This window comes from Micromonospora sp. HK10, assembly GCF_000982955.1.
Classification (GTDB): Bacteria; Actinomycetota; Actinomycetes; order Mycobacteriales; family Micromonosporaceae; genus Micromonospora.
On sequence record NZ_KQ058743.1, the window covers coordinates 1 to 15,727 of the forward strand.

A 15,727-nucleotide genomic window follows, 5' to 3' on the forward strand; every position below is an offset into this window, starting at 1 on the left:
GGCGCGGGGCCGGGCGGCGGCGGTCCGGGCGGCGGCGGGGGTGCGCGCCGGCCGGAGGGTGTGTGGGTGGGTGGGTCAAATGGACGTGAGGAGGCGGGTCGGGGGGAGGCCGGCGAGGTCGGTGACGTCGCGGGTGAGGTGGGCCTGGTCGGCGTAGCCGGTCCGGGCGGCCACCTCGGCCAGGGGGACGCCGGTGCCGGCCAGGTCCAGGGCCCGGCGCATCCGCAGGATGCGGGCGAGGGTCTTCGGACCGTACCCGAACAGGAGCTGGCTGCGCCGGTGCAGGGCGCGCGCACCGAGGCCGACCTCGGCGGCGGTGGCGGCGACGGTGCCGCCGGCGGTCAGCCGGGCGGCGATCCGAGGGCCGAGCGGATCCGGACCGCCCGCGGCCCGCAGCCGCGCCACGGCCACCTCCTCCAGCACCGCGGCCACCGCCCGGGACCCGGCGGTCAGGCCCCGCGCCGGCCCGGCGACACCCGGGGGTACGCCGGCGGGCGCCGCCTCGGCAGCCGCGCGGGCGGCGTCGACGCGGTCGGCCAGGTCAGCGACGGCCCGGCCCCACAGGTCCACCAGAGGTACCCGCAGGTCCCGCAGCTCGTGGGCGGGCACCCCGAACACGGCGGGCCCGACGCCGGGCGGCAGCCGCAGGCCCACCCACCGCTCCCCCGCCGTGCCGGTGGAGAGGTGGGCGGTCCGGTCCGGCCCGGCGACCAGCAGCCCGGCCCGGCTGGACCAGAGCAGGTCCAGGCAGCCGTCCGGCAGCACCCGCGCCGGCGTGCCGCCACGCGAGACACTCGCCCACCGCACCGCGCCCCGAATCCCCTCGGCCGCCCCCTCCCGATACACCCCTCCACCCTGCCACGCCCCGCCCTGTCCGTGTTGATCAAGGAGTTTGCGTCGAGCGGGCGGGCATCCGCAGACGCAAACTCCTTGATCAACGCGCGTTGGGTCGGGGGGTGGGGGGCAGGGGGTGGGTGGTGGATGCCGGCAGCCGTACCGTGAACATGGTCCGGCCGGGGCGGCTGGACACGTCGACCCGGCCGTGGTGCGCCTCGACCACCGCGGCCACGATGGCCAGGCCGAGGCCGGTGCTGCCGTGGGCCCGGGAGCGGGAGCTGTCGCCGCGGGCGAAGCGCTCGAAGATTTCCGGCTGGAGGTCGGCGGGGATGCCGGGGCCGTCGTCGGTGACGTCGAGTTCGACGCCGCCGGCCACCGGGGCCAGCCGGGTGGTGACGGTAGTGCCGGGCGGGGTGTGCACCCGGGCGTTGGTGAGCAGGTTCGCGACCACCTGGTGCAGCCGGTGGGCGTCGCCGGTGACGGCGACCGGTTCGTCGGGCAGGTCGAGCTGCCAGCGGTGGTCGGGGCCGGCGACGTGCGCGTCGCTGACCGCGTCGACCAGCAGCGCGGTCAGGTCGACCGGCTCGGCGGCGAGCGGCCGGCCGGAGTCGATCCGGGCGAGCAGCAGCAGGTCGTCGACGAGGCTGGTCATCCGGGTGCTCTCCGACTCCACCCGGCGCAGCGCGTGGGCCACGTCCGCCGGCACCTCGGCGCGCCCACGCCGGGCGACCTCCGCGTAGCCGCGGATCGCCGCGAGGGGGGTACGCAGCTCGTGGCTGGCGTCCGCGACGAACTGGCGTACCCGCGTCTCGCTGGCCTGACGCGCGGCGAGCGCGGCGGCGACGTGGCCGAGCATCCGGTTGAGCGCGCCGCCGACCTGACCGACCTCGGTGCGCGGATCGGTGTCGGCCTGCGGCACCCGCACCGACAGCGCCACCTCGCCCCGGTCCAGCGGCAGCTCGGCGACCCGCGCGGCGGTGGCGGCGACCCGGTTCAGCGGGCGCAGGGTGGCCCGCACGATCACCGCGCCGAGGCTGCCGGCGATCAGCAGTCCCGCCGTGACGACCCCGGCCTGGGCGAGCAGCATCCACATCACCGTCTCGTCGACCGGGGCCAGCGGCACGGCGATGACCAGCACGTCCCCGTCGCCGCGGGGTGAGCGCATGGCGATCGCCCGGTAGTCGCCGCGGTGAGCGACGGGGACGGTGCGGGGCCGCTCGTCGGGGGGCACCGCGGCCAGCCCGGCGACGTCGGCGTCCGGCACCTCGTCGGTGGTGCCGCTCTCGGCCCGGATGCCGGCCGTGGTGTCCCCGGACGGCGCCACCCGGACGGCGATCGAGCCGGACGGCAGGCCGCGCGGCGGTTCCGGCACCCCCCACTCCTCGCCGGGCTGCGCGGGTAGGGCAGGCCGGGACGGGTTACCGCCGGGCCGCAGCAGCCGGGCCAGGTCGGCGGGGCGCCGGTCGCCGTTGGTGAGCTGGTTGTCGACCTGCTGGATGAGGAAGTGCCGCAGGGCGACCGTGGTCAACCCGCCGATGCCGACGCTGACCAGGGCGAGCAGCGCCACCACGGAGAGCACCAGCCGCCGGCGCAGCGACCAGCCGGCCAGCCACCGCCGCAGCCGCCCGGCCCGGTCACTCCGCGGGCTTGAGGACATAGCCGGCACCCCGCAAGGTGTGGATCATCGGATCCCGGCCCACGTCGATCTTCTTGCGCAGGTACGAGATGTAGAGCTCGACGACGTTGGCCTGGCCGCCGAAGTCGTAGTTCCACACCCGGTCGAGGATCTGCGCCTTGCTCAGCACCCGGCGCGGGTTGCGCATCAGGTAGCGCAGCAGCTCGAACTCGGTGGCGGTGAGGGTGATCAGGTCGCCGCCCCGGCGCACCTCGTGGCTGTCCTCGTCCAGGGTGAGGTCGCCGACGGTGAGCACGGCGTCCTCGCGGGTGGCGACGGCGAACCCGGAGCGGCGCAGCAGGGCGCGCAGCCGGGCGATCACCTCCTCCAGGCTGAACGGCTTGGTCACGTAGTCGTCGCCGCCGACGGTGAGCCCGGCGATGCGCTCCTCCACGGCGTCGCGGGCGGTCAGGAAGAGCACCGGCACGGTGGGGGCCTGTTCGCGGAGGCGACGCAGCACCTGGAAGCCGTCCAGGTCGGGCAGCATCACGTCGAGCACCACGGCGTCCGGGTGGAACTGCCGGGCGGCGCTGATCGCGGCCATCCCGTTGCCGGCGGTGGAGACCTGCCAGCCTTCGTAGCGCAGCGCCATGGAGAGCAGGTCGGTGAGGGTCGGCTCGTCGTCCACCACCAGCACCCGCACCGGCTCGCCGTCCGGTCGCCGCAGCTCGATCCGGCCCGGCGCGGCCCGCCCTTCCATGACCATGCCCCCATCGTGGGCGTACCCGCTGTGCCGGGCCTGTCCCGTTCCTGTGTACCAGCTGTGCCGGCTGGACGGGCCGGAATCGGCCCGCGCCGAGCTGGTCCTTCCGCGCGAGGCTACCGAGTGGTAACTTGCCGGCATGTCCATCGACGGTCGTCCCGCCGGCCGGTTGGCCGGCAAGGTGGTGCTGGTGACCGGGGCTGCCCGCGGCATCGGCGAGCACACGGCCCGGCTCGCGGCGGCGCGGGGCGCGACGCTGGCCCTGGTGGGCCTGGAGCCCGACCGGCTGGCCGCGCTCGCCGCCGAGCTGGGCCCCGGCCACGTGTGGTTCCCCGCCGACGTCACCGACCAGGACGCCCTCACGGCAGCGGCCGAGGGCACGGTCGCGGCGCTCGGCGGCATCGACGCGGTGGTCGCCAACGCCGGGGTGGCCAACCGGGGCACCATCGCCGTCGGCGACGTCGACGCGCTGGTCCGCACCGTCGAGGTGAACCTGATCGGGGTGATGCGCACCGCTGCGGCCACCGTGCCGGCGCTCATCGCCCGCCGGGGCTACCTGCTGATCGTCTCGTCCGCGGCCGCGTTCGCCGCGCTGCCCGGCATGGCCGCCTACTGCGCCTCGAAGGCCGGGGTGGAGCACTTCGGCACCGCGATCCGGCTGGAGCTGGCGCACCGCGGCGTGGCGGTCGGCACGGCCCATCCGTCCTGGGTGGACACCGACCTGGTCCGCGAGGCGCGGGCGGATCTGCCGGCGTTCGAGACGGCGCTGCGCCGGCTGCCCTGGCCGATGCGCAGCACCACCTCCGTCGAGGAGTGCGCCGAGGCGTTCGTCCGGGCCATCGAGCGCCGCCGCCGCCGGGTGTACGTGCCTCGCGCCGTCGGCGCCGTGCAGGCGATGCGGTCGCTGCTGACCAGCCCGCTCGCCGACCGGGTGGTCGGGCGTACGGCCCGTGGCACCGTACCGCTGATCGAGGAACAGTCCCGAGCGCTGGGCCGCGGGTTCGGCGTGAGCACGCCGCCGGAGGTGCGGCGGTGAGCGCCCCGGTCGAGGTCGTCTTCGAGCGGCGCGGCGCCGGACCGCCGCTGGTGCTGCTGCACGGCATCGGCCACCACTGGGCCGCCTGGTCTCCGGTGCTCGACCGGCTCGCCGAGGCGCACGACGTGATCGCCCTGGACCTGCCCGGTTTCGGCCGCTCCCCGGTGCCGGCAGCCGGCCTGCCCAGGGACATGTCCGGCCTGGTCAAGGCCGTCGCCGAGTTCTTCGCCGCGCTGGGCCTGCACCGGCCGCACGTGGCCGGCAACAGCCTGGGCGGCGCGATCGCCCTGGAGCTGGCCGCCGCCGGGGCGGTCTCCTCGGCCACCGCGCTCTCCCCGGCCGGCTTCTGCGCGCCGCGCGAGCTGCGCTGGGCGCTCGCCGTGCTGACCCTGCACCGCAACGCCGCCCGGCTGCCCGAGCCGGTGCTGCGCTCGCTGTTCGGCTCCCCGGCGCTGCGCACCCTGGCCATGGGCATGATCCTGGCCCGGCCCAACGCGATGACCCTGGACGCGGCGCTGGCCGACGCCCGGGCGCTGCGCGAGGCGCGCGCCTTCCGCGCGGTGGCCCGCGCCGGTCGGGGGTACGCGTTCTCGGGCGCGCCGACGGTGCCGGTGACCGTGGCGTGGGGCACCCGGGACCGGATCCTGCCCTACCGGCAGGCCGCGCTGGCCCGGACCCGGCTGCCCGGCGCGCGCCACCTCGAGCTCACCGGCTGCGGCCACGTGCCCATGCACGACGATCCGGACCGAGTCGTCTCGGTCATCCTGGAGACCACCCGGGCGGCCTGAGGCCGGGTCACTCGGTGGCGCCGAAGGGATCGGTGCGCACGTAACGCATGGTCCAGGTGCCGGAGCCGTCGGGGCGGCCCCGCTCGTAGAGGTGGTCGGCCTCGCCGCCGCCCCGGCCGTCGGGGTGCCGCATGATCCAGCGGCGTGGCGGTTCCCCGTCCGCTTCGGCCGGCACGTCCCGGACCAGCTCGTCGGCGGGGCCGCCGACGAACCGCACGCGCACCTGAGTCACCCCCGCGCCTCCGTTCCCCACCGCGCCCGTCGCGCGGTCCTCCAGGCGAAGCTACCCCCGCACCGGCCGCGCCCCCGCCGGTTTGCCCAGCTCGGGGCTCGGGTACCGCGAACCGGAACAGCCGGAGACAGCACGTGCCGGGCAACCGGAGGCGAGGAGTGACCGATGAGGACGCTGGGCGGGCGGTACGAGCTCGAACGGCGGATCGGCATCGGCGGGATGTCGGAGGTCTGGCGCGCCCACGACCTGGTGCTGGACCGGACGGTGGCGGTGAAGCTGATCTCCCCGGTCCGGGACGGCGAGGCCGGCTCGGTGACCCGCATCCGCGACGAGGCGCGCTCGGCGGCCCGGCTGGTCCACCCGAACGTGGCCAGCGTGCACGACTTCGGCACCTCGTCGACGCCGGGCGGCCGCGAGGTGCCGTACATCGTCATGGAGCTGGCCGAGGGCGAGACGCTGGCCGCGCACCTGCGCGCCGGCCCTCTGGACTGGCGGATCGCGGTACGGGTCTGCGCCGAGGTGAGCGCCGCGCTGGCCGCCGCCCACGCGGACGGGATCGTGCACCGGGACGTGAAGCCGGCCAATGTGGTCCTCACCCCGACCGGGGTGAAGGTGCTCGACTTCGGCATCGCGACCTCGGCCGGGGCGGCCGACGACACGCCGGAGGGAGTCGTGCTGGGCACGCCCGCCTACCTGGCGCCGGAGCAGCTGGACCGGCACCCCGCCACGCCCGCCGCCGACATGTACGCGCTCGGCGTGCTGCTGTACTACTGCCTGGCCGGCCGGCTGCCGTACCCGGCCGGTGGCAGCGCCACCCAGCTGCTCGGTGAGCGCCGGCGTCAGCCGCCGCAGCCGCTGCCCGAGGTCGACGGGCTGCCCGTCGAGATCGCCGACCTGTGCCGGCGCTGCCTCGCCGACGACCCGGCGGTCCGGCCGACCAGCCTGATGGCGGCGTTGCTGCTCGCCGAGGCGGTGGACGCCCGGGTGTACGTGCCGATGCGGGCCCCCGTGCCACGGCAGCGCCGGGTCCCGGTGTCGCCGTGGACCGAGCGGGCCGCCGCGGAGGCCACCGAGGCGATGGCCGTCGAGCCGGGTCCCGCCGGCCAGCTGCGTTCCGGCGTACCGGGCCGCTGAGCCGTCCCGGCCCCGGGCGGGTCGCCCCGCCGGGCCGCCCGGGCACGCCCGCGTCCACCTGCGGTTTCGCCGGCCGACGGCCGGGTAGCCGGGCGGGTGAGTGAACGGGAGGAACGCGATGCCGGATCCGAGTTCCTGGCTGCCCGAGACGGCCACAGCGACCGCGTCAGGCGGTCACGTACGTACCGACGACGGCGGTCTGTCCACCGCCCTGGCGTCCCCGCTGGCCCCGCACTGCACCGGGCTGACCCCGGAGCAGTTGCTGGCCGCCGCGTTCGCGTCCTGCCTGCATCACGCGGCGGTGGAGGCGGCCGGCGGGATCACCGACGAGGCGCACACGGTCGAGGTGACGGCCGAGGCGAAGCTCGGCCGCGACGACGACGGCCGGTACCGGGCCGACGTGCACGCGGAGATCTCCTCGGCCGGCCTCACCCGGGAGCAACTGGCCGACCTGGTCGCGCACGCCGACCGGCTCTGGCCGTTCTCCAGCGACGACAACAGCCGGCACCGGCTCACCGTCACGCCGGCGGAGAACGGCCGGCACTGACCGTTCACCAGCGGAAGCCGGCGGTCACCGCCCGGTGGTCGCTGTCCGGGGTGTGCAGCACGTCCGCCGCGGTGGGGGTGAGCCCGCGGTACAGCACGTGGTCGGGCCGGGTCACCGGAAGTTCCGCCGGCCAGGTGAAGCCGAAGCCCTGACCGGCGTCGGCCTGCGCGTCGCGGAGCAGCCGGGTGAGCGGGGCGAAGGCCCGGTCGGTGGGGGCGGTGTTGAGGTCACCGAGCACCACGAGCCGGGGCGCCGGATCGGCACGGACGGTGGCGGCGAGGGCGGCGACGGTCTCGTCCCGGGTCGCGGTGTGCCCGGCCCGGGCGGAACCCAGGTGCACGACGTACACGACGAGGTCGCCGGGCGGGGCGGCCACGACGGCGCGTAACGCCCGGTCCCAGCCCAGGCCGGTGTCGACGCCGTGGGACTCGCGGATCGGCCAGCGGCTCCACAGGGCGACCGTGGAGACCGCGCTCCGGTGCGGGTAGCGGGCACCGAGCGCGGCCTCGACCCGGTCGCCGTCGTCGACCTCCTGGAGGCCGATCAGGTCCGGCGCCGCGTCGGTGAGCGCACCGACGGTGGCGGCCGGGTCGGGGTTGCCGGCGCGCAGGTTCTGGCTGGCGACCCGGACAGCGGTGGGTCCGGCGCCGGCGGCCGGGGGCAACCAGGCGCCGCCGTAGAGGGCCAGCCAGAGGACCGCGGGCAGCGCCACGGCCAGCAGCGCCCGCGGCGCGCGGCGGAGCGCAGCGGCCAGCCCGAGCAGGGGTACGCCGAGACCGAGCAGCGGGGTGGCGCTGTCCACCAGGCTGCCCAGCCCGTGCACGTTGGGCACCGCCCAGTGCCCGGCGATCAGGGCGGCGAGCAGCACGGCGAGGGCGACGACGCCGAGCCCCCGCCGGTCCCGGCGGCGGGCCGGGTCGCCGGCGGCCGGTTCATCGACCATCTGCTCCGTCACCGTCCGTATCGTATCGAGCCGGCGGGACGCGGGTGGCGGTGATCCCGGCACGGCCACCGGTCGGCGCACCCGGCCCTCCGGGCCGACCGGTGCCACCAGGTGTGGGAGGGGCGCATGGGCCGAACGGCGGAGTCACGGGCACCTCGCCACAAAGATGATCAACGACGCGGTTACTCCCGGCCTTCCCGCAATATCAGATAAAGCGGGAAAGCGTGGTTGGCACCTTTGCTGATCCACCGTGCGTAATGCGGGTGCGGATCATGGCAAATTGTGACGCATGCCACCAAGCACCCCGATGGCAAGCGCCGCGATGCTTTCTAGCCTCGGCGGGTGCACCCCGACGACGCCCCGGACCAGCCGCCGGCCGAGAAGTCACCCGTTCGCCATCCGATCGACCCGGCATCAGCCGAACGGACGATCGGCCGGCACCGGGCCCTCCCACCGCCCCGTCGCGGGCCGATCCGGTCCACCCCGGCCCGGGTCGCCGCCGCCACCGGCGTGACCTGCTGCCTCGGCCTCGTCGGCTTCCTCGGCGTACCGGACACCGGCCAGCGCCACGAGCCGGTCCGCGAGGTGCTGGCCGACCGGGCCGCCACCGAGCAGCGGGCCTCCCGCGACTACCAGCGGACCGCCCCGCCGGTCGCCGTGCCGGTCACCCCGATCCCGGTCGCCACCCCCACCGCGAAGCCCACCCGGAAGGCCACCAGGAAGCCGGTCCGGCCCGCCCGGCCCCGCCCGGTCGCCGGCCTGGACCAGCGGCAGATGGACAACGCCAAGGTGATCGTCGACGTGGGACGGGCCATGAAGATGCCGCGCCGCGCGCTCGTGATCGCCGTCGCCACCGCCATGCAGGAGAGCAACCTCTACAACCTGGCCAGCGACGTGCTGCCCGAGTCCTACGACTACCCGCACCAGGGCAGCGGCTCCGACCACGACTCCGTCGGCCTGTTCCAGCAGCGGCCGAGCAGCGGCTGGGGCACCGTCGCCCAGCTCATGCGCCCGTCGTACGCGGCCCAGGCCTTCTACACCGCGCTCAAGGAGGTGCCCGGCTGGACGGAGCTGAGCCTGACCGCCGCCGCGCAGGCCGTGCAGGTCTCCGCCTACCCCGACGCGTACGCCCCACACGAGGAGCGGGCCACCACGGTGGTGGCGGCGCTGGCCTGAGCCGGCTCAGGCGGCCGCGCCGCGCCCGGCGCAACCCGGCCCGGGCTCCCCGGACGCCCCCGCACCCACCCGGGTCGCCGGCACCCCGGCCGCCGCGGTCGGCGTGTCCGCCGGGACCGTCTCGGCGCGCGCCCCGGCCAGGATCTCCTCCACCTGGGCGGCCCGACGCCGGCGGGTCAGCAGCGCCGCCTCCACGTCGCGCCGGGTCCGCACCGCCTCGGCGTACGCCTGCTCGCGCACCCGGCGGGCCTCCTCCCGGGCCGCCTCCAGCTCGCCGCGCGCCAGGGCCAGCAGTTCGCCGGCCTCCCGCTCGACCGCGCTGACGCCGGCCCGCACCGCCTCCACGTCACCCTCGCCCGGGGCGGTACGCCGGCGCAGGAAGTCACAGAGGAAGCCGGCCTCCTGCCGGACCTGGTCCCACTCCCGGCTCTCGCCGGGGGCGCTCTCCGCCCGCGCCGCGAGCCGGACCAACCGGATGCCCAGCTCGTCCAGGCAGGAATCCACCTGCCGCTGGTCGTAACCGGTCTCAACGACGGAGAACCTCATACTGTCGCCCCCCAGGCAGCTGGTGTTCATATCCCAACTGTCGATCCTGGGGGCTGCCGGTGGCGCGCGCGGCGAATCCCAAAAAATGTTCAGTATCCGCGCGGCGCCGGCCGGTCAGGCGTGCTTCGGCAGCACGACCACCCGGCCGAAAAACTCGTCGATGCGGCGCACCACGTCGTTGAAGTCGTCCAGGTCGATCGGCTTCGTCACGTACGCGTTGGCCTGCAGCACGTAGCTGCCGACGATGTCGGTGTCGGCGTTGGAGGTGGTGAGCACGACGATCGGGATGGTCCGCAGGTCCTCGTCCTGCTTGACCGCCCCGAGCACCTGCCGCCCGTCCATCCGCGGCATGTTCAGGTCGAGCAGGATGACGTCGGGACGCCGGGCGGAGGCGTGCCGGCCCTCCCGGCGGAGGAACTCCATCGCCTCCTGGCCGTCGTTGACCACGTCGATGACCTTCTCGACGTCGGAGTCCTCCAGGGCCTCCTCGATCATGAGGACGTCACCCGGGTCGTCGTCCACCACGAGGATGCGGACGGGGCTCGTGCGTGGGCCCATCGGACACCTGCTTCGGTTCGAAGGCGGAGCCGGACGGTGGGGTCACCGGCCGGCCGGGGGAAATTTAGCCGATCAGGGACCAGCCGATGCGGCCGGGTCGACCGGCTCCGGCTGGTACGTCAGGACGTCGACGAGGCCGGTCACCTGGAGCACCCGGGCCACCCGGCCACCCGCCCCGGTGACCCGCAGCCACCCGCCGTCGGCGGCCAGCCGGTTGTCTCCGCGCAGGAACGCGCCGATGCCGGTGGAGTCGCAGAAGGTCAGCTCGGCGAGGTCCAGCAGCAGCTGCCGGCAACCCTCGGCGATCAGCCGGTCGATGGCGTCGTTGAGCTGCGGCACGGTGCTCAGGTCGAGTTCGCCGGCGAGCCGGAGGCCCACGACACCCCCGTCCCGCCGGGCTTCCGTGACGGCGAACGTCACCGGCGGCCCCTCTCGCTCCGGCCCCCAGGCGGGACGTTTGCAGTGCAGCAAGTATACGCGGGCGGGAACCGGCCGCCGGCAGCGCGGCGGTCAGCGTTGCGGGGGTGCCGCCGGGTCGAGCGCGCCCCGCGCCGTGGCGAGAAAGCCCGCGGCGCGCGGGAAATCGTGCAGCCGCTGTCCATAGTGGTCGAGGGTGAGCGCCACCGCCGCCGGCGGCACGCCCCGGCTGGCCAGGATCGCCACCAGCCAGTCGGTGAACTCGGTGAACAGCGTGCCGTCGTCGACGTAGAGCGCGGCGGCCAGGAAGTCCACGATGTAACCGAGGTCGCTGATGGTCGAGTCGAGCTGCGCGGGGGTGTAGCCGGACACCGCCGGCACCCGGGCGCGCAGATCGGCGAGCGCGCTGTCGATCAGCTCACCGCGCCGCTTCACCAGGCTCGCGTACTCGTCGTCGGCCAGGTGGTCCAGCCGGGCCGGCGGACCGGCGCGCAGCGCCCGCTCGTCGGCCACCAGGTCGGCCGCGGCCGGCGCGTCCGGCGCCCACGGCACCCCGAGCGCCCGGGCCCAGCGGCCGTCGGGACCGAAGCCCCGCCCACCCACCACCACCGGCACGTCCGAGCGGCGGCACGCCTCGATCATCCGGTGCGCGTGCGGCAGGCGCACCGGCAGCGCGCAGGCCAGGGCGACCGCGTCCGCGTCATACCGGTGCAGGTAGGAGACCAGGTGGGCGGCGGGAACGCTGGCCCCCAGGAAGACGACCTGCCAGCCACGCAGCCGCAGCACCTCGGCGACCAGCCGGGCCGGGAGGGCGTGCCACTCGCCGTCCATGCAGGCCACCACGATCCGGCCCCGGGTCGGCCGCGGGTTGGCGTACCCGGCGACGGCCGCCACCACCCGCTCGCTGATGTGCGTGGCCGCGTGCTCCTGGGCCACGCTCCACTCGTTGCGCGCCCACCGCTCCCCCACCTCGGCCTGCGCCGGCGCGACCAGGTCGAGCAGCACCCGCTCGGCGGGCACGCCGCCCTCCAGCAGCCCGACGGCGACCTCGACCGCGCCGTACTCGTCGGCGTCCGCCAACGCGTCCAGGTACAGCGGGTAGACGGCGGTCGGGTCCGCCTCGGTGGTCGTCGCGGTCACGCCTCGGTTCCTTCCGTCTCCGTCCCGGCCCGTGCCGGCCCGGGCACCGCGTGCAGGTGCCGGACCGGCCGCGCCGGCCCACCGGTGGCCCGCAGGGCGAGCACCGCGATGTCGTCGTGGTCACCGTGGCCGAGCCAGTCGCAGGTCACCTGCTCGATCCGCTCGGCCAGGGCGGGCGCCGGCATCCGGTGACAGCCGGCGAGCGCGTGGAGCAGCCGGTCGCTGCCGAACTGCTCGTCGCCGCGCGGGCCGCCCCGGGCCTCGGTCACCCCGTCGCTGTAGAGCAGGCAGGTCTCGCCGGGCGCCAGCCGCACGGTCACCTCACCGACGCGGGGATCCGGCACCACCCCGATCAGCATGCCGGTCAGCGGCACCACCTCGATCTCGCCGGAGGCGCGGAGCACCAACGGCGGCAGATGGCCGCCGCCGGCCATGGTCAGGCTGAGGCTGCCGTCGCCGTGCGCGCGGACCACGCCGAGCACCATGGTGGCGAACCGGCCCTGCCCGTGCGCCTGGGTGGTCTCCAGCAGCGCCCCGTTGAGCAGCCGCAGCAGCCGACCCGGCTGGGTCTCGACCCGGTGCAGGGCCTGCAGGCACTGGCGGAGCTGGCCGGTGAAGACGGCCGCCTCGACCCCCTTGCCGGACACGTCACCGAGGAAGAAGACCGAACCGCCGTCGGCGAGCCGGTGCGAGCCGTAGAAGTCGCCACCGATGCGCAGCCCCGCCTGGGCGGGCCGGTACGCCGTCCCCCACTGCACCCCGGCGGCCTCCGCCGGCTCGACGGGCAGCAGGCTGGCCTGGAGCGTGTCGGCGACCTCGGCCTGGTCCCGGTAGAGGACGGCGGTGGTCAGCGCGGCGCCGCCCCGGGCGGCGAAGGCCCGGAGCAGGTCGACGTCGGCGTCGTCGTACCAGCGGGCGGAGCCCCGGGCGACCAGCAGCACCCCGGCCGGGGCGTCCCGGCCGGGCAGCGGCACCACCCGGGCACTCAGCGCGGCCGCGTCCAGCCCCGGCAGCCAGCCGGCCTCGACGGCCTGCTCGACCAGCCAGTCCAGCGCGTGCGGCTCCACGCCGCCGAGTCCTTCGCCGATCGCCGCGGGCAGCGCCGCGGCGGGCAGGCTCCCGGCGTCCACGGTCGGCGCCTCGCCGTCCACCCGGCTGGCCCGCCACCAGCGGGCCCGGCCGGCGCGGGGGGCCAGCACCAGCACGGCCACGTCGGCGACGGTCGGCACGGCCAGCCGGACCACCGCGGCGGCAGCCCGGTCGGGGTGCAGCGGATTGCCCAGCTTCTCCCCCACCACGGCCAGGAATGCCGAGCGGGCCCGCTCGGCCAGCAGCGCGTCGGCCCGGCTCACGCTCTCCGTGACGTCCTCGACGTACCAGCAGCGGCGGGCCCGGGAGAGCGGCACCTGGCGTACCCGCAGCCGGCGGCCATGGTGCGGGAACTCGGCGGGCTGGTCCGCGGTGAGGGCGGCGAGGGCGGTGACGCCCGCCACGGCGGGCACCGCACCGGGCACCAGCTCGGGGATCAGCCGCTGGGCCACCGGGCTGAGGTGCCGGACCACGCCGTCGGCGTCGCAGACGATCAAGCCCTCGCGGAAGTGCTCCACGACCTCGGCCCACTCCGGGGCGACGACACCGGGCTCCGGGGCCAGGGGCGGCAGAGGGGAGGCGGCCGGCCGCGCCGGCACTCGGCTGGCGCCCGGCGTGGCGGTCCGTCCGTCGCCCGGGTCAGACTCCCTGACGTCGGCAGCAGTCACCAGCTGAGCCCCACTCCTTGTCGATCCGCGCCGCACCGGAATCGGTGCCCGTGGTCGCGTCTCCCCGCCCCACCCTACGCCGGTGTGCCGGGACCGCCACCCCACGACCGGCAGGCCAGCCGGGCTGCGGCACCGGGCGGGCCGCCGGGATCGCCACGGTCCGGCGGCGCGGGCCCGCTCGAGGCCCGCGGGAGCACACCCCGGGGTTTCCCGACCGGACCGGACTGGGAACAATAGGGACGTGCCCTCCCAGCTGTTGATCATCGAGGTGAACCGGCTCGACGCCGCACGTGCCCGGCTCCGGTTGAGCGGTGAGCTGGACTTCGAGAGCGCCCCGGACCTGCTCGCCGCGGCCGCCGAGCTGCGCCGTGAGGGCTACCAGGAGCTGGTCCTCGATTTCACCGACGTCGCGCTCTGCGACTCCTCGGGGCTGAGCGCGCTGGTGCGGATCCACCGCGCGGGCACCACCGGGATCCACCTCACCGCGCTGCAGCCGCAGGTCCGGCAGCTGCTGACCCGCACCGGGCTGGGCGAGCTGCTGGCGGCCCCGCCCGGCGAGACCGGCCAGGCCCGCCAGGCCGGTTGACGCCCTCCCCCGCCAGGCCGGCGTGCGGCGGGCCGCGACGGGCCGCACCCCGGAGCGGCAGGGGGAGGCCCCCGACCCTGGGACCAGGGGCCGGGGGCCGGGGAGGGTGGCTCAGACGGCGGGCACCGGTTGCAGGCGCGGGCCGTTCTCCCGGGGTGGTGCGGTCATCGGCGGTTCGGCGTCCTCCGGCGCGCCCGAATCGGGCGTCTGGAACAGGTACCGGACGAACTCCCCACCCGCCTCGTTGTCGTCGGCGCCGGGCCACTGCCCCACACAGTCGACCCCGACGACCTCACGTCCGGCCCCGTCTGCCTCCTCCATCAGCGCCCACAGGGTCACCGGGTAGCACCGGGTGGTCTGCGGGTCGACCTGCCACCGCGCGTACCAGCCGGGTCGGGCGGGAACGATCTCAACGATCCGTTTCATGACGACCTTCCCTTCCGCGTGCGCCGGAAGTTTCCCGGTCCACCCCGAGCATGGGGCCGCCCGGGGTGAGCGCCCCTCACCCGCAGCGAATGAAGCTCACCGACCACCGGCCGGCCCCCGCCCCGCCGTTTCCTTCCCGGCAGCGCCGGGAACGCGACCCGGGCAAGGCGCAACCCGACGAGGAACGAGGTGCGACGATGCGCAAGCAGATGGAGGGCGACAACCAACGCCGCCGGGCGCTGGCCCGGCAGGCCCGGGAGCGCGGTCGCCAGCCGAGCGAGGTCGGTGCCAGCCTGAGCGCGTCCAAGCAGATCGCCTCGCTGGACCGGCACGAACGGGCCGGCCCGGCGCCCGCCAACCGGCACAAGTCGGACGTACGCGGTGGACCGGCGCCGCCGCAGCCGGGTGTGCCGGAACGGACCCGGCCGCTGCCCGACGAGCGACCCGCCGGGGTGACCACCCTCGGCTACCGGGATCTCGTCGACGACGTCAGCCGGCGGGCCGGGGTGGACTTCTCCACCGCCAAGGTGGCGGCCGAGGCCACCGTCCTGGCGCTGGCCTGGGCGCTCGACGACGCGGAACGGGAACGGCTGCTCGAGGCGGTGCCGGTGAAGCTGCACGACGTGGTGCCGGTGGACGGCATCGAGCGCCGCCGCGACCTGCCCGGCTTCCTGGCCGAGGTGGGCCGGCGCAGCCGCCTCACCCCGGAGCAGGCGCGCTACCAGGCCGAGGCGACCCTGGCCGCGCTGGCCGACGCCGACGGCGAGCTGGTCGAGTCGCTGCGCGTACCGGACGGGTTGCGGGACCTGCTCGGCCCGCCGGAGCCCGCCGGCGGTGGCCTGGTGGGTCCGACGTCGGCCACCGCGCCCCTGACCGAGCAGGAGCTGCGCGACGCGCTGGCCGGGTTGCCGTACTGGTCCAGCGACCGGCAGTCGCTGGTGCGCACCATCGAGCTGCCGGCCGGCAACCTGGACCGGGTGCTCGACCGCCTCGACCGGCTCCGGATGGAGGCCGGCCGCGGGCCGCAGATCGGCCGGCCCGATCCGGACAGCGCGGTGATCACCGTGCGCAGCCGGCAGGTCGACGGGGTCACGGCACCGGACGTGGACCTGGCCCGGCGGGTCGACGCGGCCATCGACGAGGCCGGCGCCGGCATGGCCGCCGGCTGAGCCGGCCGCGGACCAGCGTCAGCGTCCCCGCCCGACCAGCGGCGCCACCGTCCGGCG

The 15,727-nt window shown here is 76.1% G+C and carries 18 protein-coding genes; 7 read left to right on the forward strand and 11 right to left on the reverse strand.

Translation table 11 applies throughout. From position 1 onward, the window contains the following. Positions 1-75: 75 nt before the first annotated feature. The 3 genes from LQ51_RS08830 to LQ51_RS08840 form a co-directional block, all read right to left on the reverse strand. On the reverse strand, positions 76-846 hold the full coding sequence (locus LQ51_RS08830; RefSeq protein ID WP_052744783.1) for an AraC family transcriptional regulator: 771 nt from the start codon (positions 844-846) through the stop codon (positions 76-78). A gap of 88 nt (positions 847-934) precedes the next feature. Further along, positions 935-2,494, reverse strand: a complete 1,560-nt coding sequence (locus LQ51_RS08835) for a sensor histidine kinase (protein WP_046564215.1) — start codon at positions 2,492-2,494, stop codon at positions 935-937. Beyond that, positions 2,472-3,218 (reverse strand): response regulator transcription factor, encoded by a 747-nt coding sequence (locus LQ51_RS08840; RefSeq protein WP_046564216.1) that lies wholly within the window; start codon positions 3,216-3,218, stop codon positions 2,472-2,474. The genes LQ51_RS08835 and LQ51_RS08840 overlap by 23 nt, the downstream gene beginning before the upstream one ends. A gap of 136 nt (positions 3,219-3,354) precedes the next feature. Between LQ51_RS08840 and LQ51_RS08845 the strand changes: the two genes are divergently transcribed. Both LQ51_RS08845 and LQ51_RS08850 read left to right on the forward strand, forming a co-directional pair. After that, entirely contained in the window at positions 3,355-4,251 is an 897-nt protein-coding gene (locus LQ51_RS08845) for an SDR family oxidoreductase (RefSeq protein ID WP_046564217.1), read from the forward strand. Then, positions 4,248-5,039 carry an alpha/beta fold hydrolase gene (locus tag LQ51_RS08850; protein WP_046564218.1) on the forward strand — a complete coding sequence of 264 codons (792 nt, stop codon included), beginning with the start codon at positions 4,248-4,250 and terminating at the stop codon, positions 5,037-5,039. The genes LQ51_RS08845 and LQ51_RS08850 overlap by 4 nt, the downstream gene beginning before the upstream one ends. 7 nt (positions 5,040-5,046) lie before the next feature. Here the strand turns inward: LQ51_RS08850 and LQ51_RS08855 are convergent, their stop codons facing one another. After that, positions 5,047-5,271, reverse strand: coding sequence for a hypothetical protein (locus LQ51_RS08855; protein WP_046564219.1), 225 nt, complete (start codon positions 5,269-5,271; stop codon positions 5,047-5,049). Between the two features lie 165 nt (positions 5,272-5,436). Here LQ51_RS08855 and LQ51_RS08860 point away from each other — a divergent pair, with 165 nt between their 5' ends. Together LQ51_RS08860 and LQ51_RS08865 are read left to right on the forward strand one after the other, a co-directional pair. Next, the gene (locus tag LQ51_RS08860; protein ID WP_046564220.1) at positions 5,437-6,405 is read left to right on the forward strand and encodes a serine/threonine-protein kinase; all 969 of its coding nucleotides are present in this window, start codon (positions 5,437-5,439) and stop codon (positions 6,403-6,405) included. A gap of 118 nt (positions 6,406-6,523) precedes the next feature. Next, entirely contained in the window at positions 6,524-6,952 is a 429-nt protein-coding gene (locus LQ51_RS08865) for an OsmC family protein (RefSeq protein WP_046564227.1), read from the forward strand. A gap of 4 nt (positions 6,953-6,956) precedes the next feature. Here LQ51_RS08865 and LQ51_RS08870 read toward each other — a convergent pair whose 3' ends face one another. Then, positions 6,957-7,907, reverse strand: a complete 951-nt coding sequence (locus LQ51_RS08870) for an endonuclease/exonuclease/phosphatase family protein (RefSeq protein WP_231605607.1) — start codon at positions 7,905-7,907, stop codon at positions 6,957-6,959. Positions 7,908-8,237: 330 nt separating this feature from the next. On the opposite strand from LQ51_RS08870, the gene LQ51_RS08875 reads away from it, so the two are divergent. After that, positions 8,238-9,071 (forward strand): hypothetical protein, encoded by an 834-nt coding sequence (locus LQ51_RS08875; RefSeq protein ID WP_231605610.1) that lies wholly within the window; start codon positions 8,238-8,240, stop codon positions 9,069-9,071. 6 nt (positions 9,072-9,077) lie between these two features. On the opposite strand, the gene LQ51_RS08880 is transcribed toward LQ51_RS08875, so the two are convergent. The 5 genes from LQ51_RS08880 to LQ51_RS08900 all read right to left on the reverse strand — a co-directional run bounded on the left by LQ51_RS08880 (position 9,078) and on the right by LQ51_RS08900 (position 13,489). Further along, positions 9,078-9,617 (reverse strand): hypothetical protein, encoded by a 540-nt coding sequence (locus LQ51_RS08880; RefSeq protein WP_046564221.1) that lies wholly within the window; start codon positions 9,615-9,617, stop codon positions 9,078-9,080. 114 nt (positions 9,618-9,731) lie between these two features. Beyond that, positions 9,732-10,175 (reverse strand): response regulator, encoded by a 444-nt coding sequence (locus LQ51_RS08885; protein ID WP_046564222.1) that lies wholly within the window; start codon positions 10,173-10,175, stop codon positions 9,732-9,734. 72 nt (positions 10,176-10,247) lie between these two features. Then, complete coding sequence (locus LQ51_RS08890; protein ID WP_046564223.1) at positions 10,248-10,595, reverse strand: STAS domain-containing protein; 348 nt, start codon at positions 10,593-10,595, stop codon at positions 10,248-10,250. 90 nt (positions 10,596-10,685) lie between these two features. After that, positions 10,686-11,732, reverse strand: coding sequence for a cobalamin B12-binding domain-containing protein (locus LQ51_RS08895; protein ID WP_046564224.1), 1,047 nt, complete (start codon positions 11,730-11,732; stop codon positions 10,686-10,688). Beyond that, entirely contained in the window at positions 11,729-13,489 is a 1,761-nt protein-coding gene (locus tag LQ51_RS08900; RefSeq protein WP_052744784.1) for a PP2C family protein-serine/threonine phosphatase, read from the reverse strand. Before LQ51_RS08900 ends, LQ51_RS08895 begins: the two co-directional genes overlap by 4 nt. A 241-nt stretch (positions 13,490-13,730) precedes the next feature. On the opposite strand from LQ51_RS08900, the gene LQ51_RS08905 reads away from it, so the two are divergent. Further along, positions 13,731-14,075 carry an STAS domain-containing protein gene (locus LQ51_RS08905; protein ID WP_052744785.1) on the forward strand — a complete coding sequence of 115 codons (345 nt, stop codon included), beginning with the start codon at positions 13,731-13,733 and terminating at the stop codon, positions 14,073-14,075. A 111-nt stretch (positions 14,076-14,186) separates the two neighbouring features. On the opposite strand, the gene LQ51_RS08910 is transcribed toward LQ51_RS08905, so the two are convergent. Further along, positions 14,187-14,501: a hypothetical protein gene (locus tag LQ51_RS08910; protein ID WP_046564225.1), complete on the reverse strand. Its 315-nt coding sequence runs from the start codon at positions 14,499-14,501 to the stop codon at positions 14,187-14,189. A gap of 197 nt (positions 14,502-14,698) precedes the next feature. On the opposite strand from LQ51_RS08910, the gene LQ51_RS08915 reads away from it, so the two are divergent. Further along, positions 14,699-15,670, forward strand: coding sequence for a DUF2267 domain-containing protein (locus tag LQ51_RS08915; protein ID WP_046564232.1), 972 nt, complete (start codon positions 14,699-14,701; stop codon positions 15,668-15,670). Positions 15,671-15,727 lie beyond the last annotated feature (57 nt).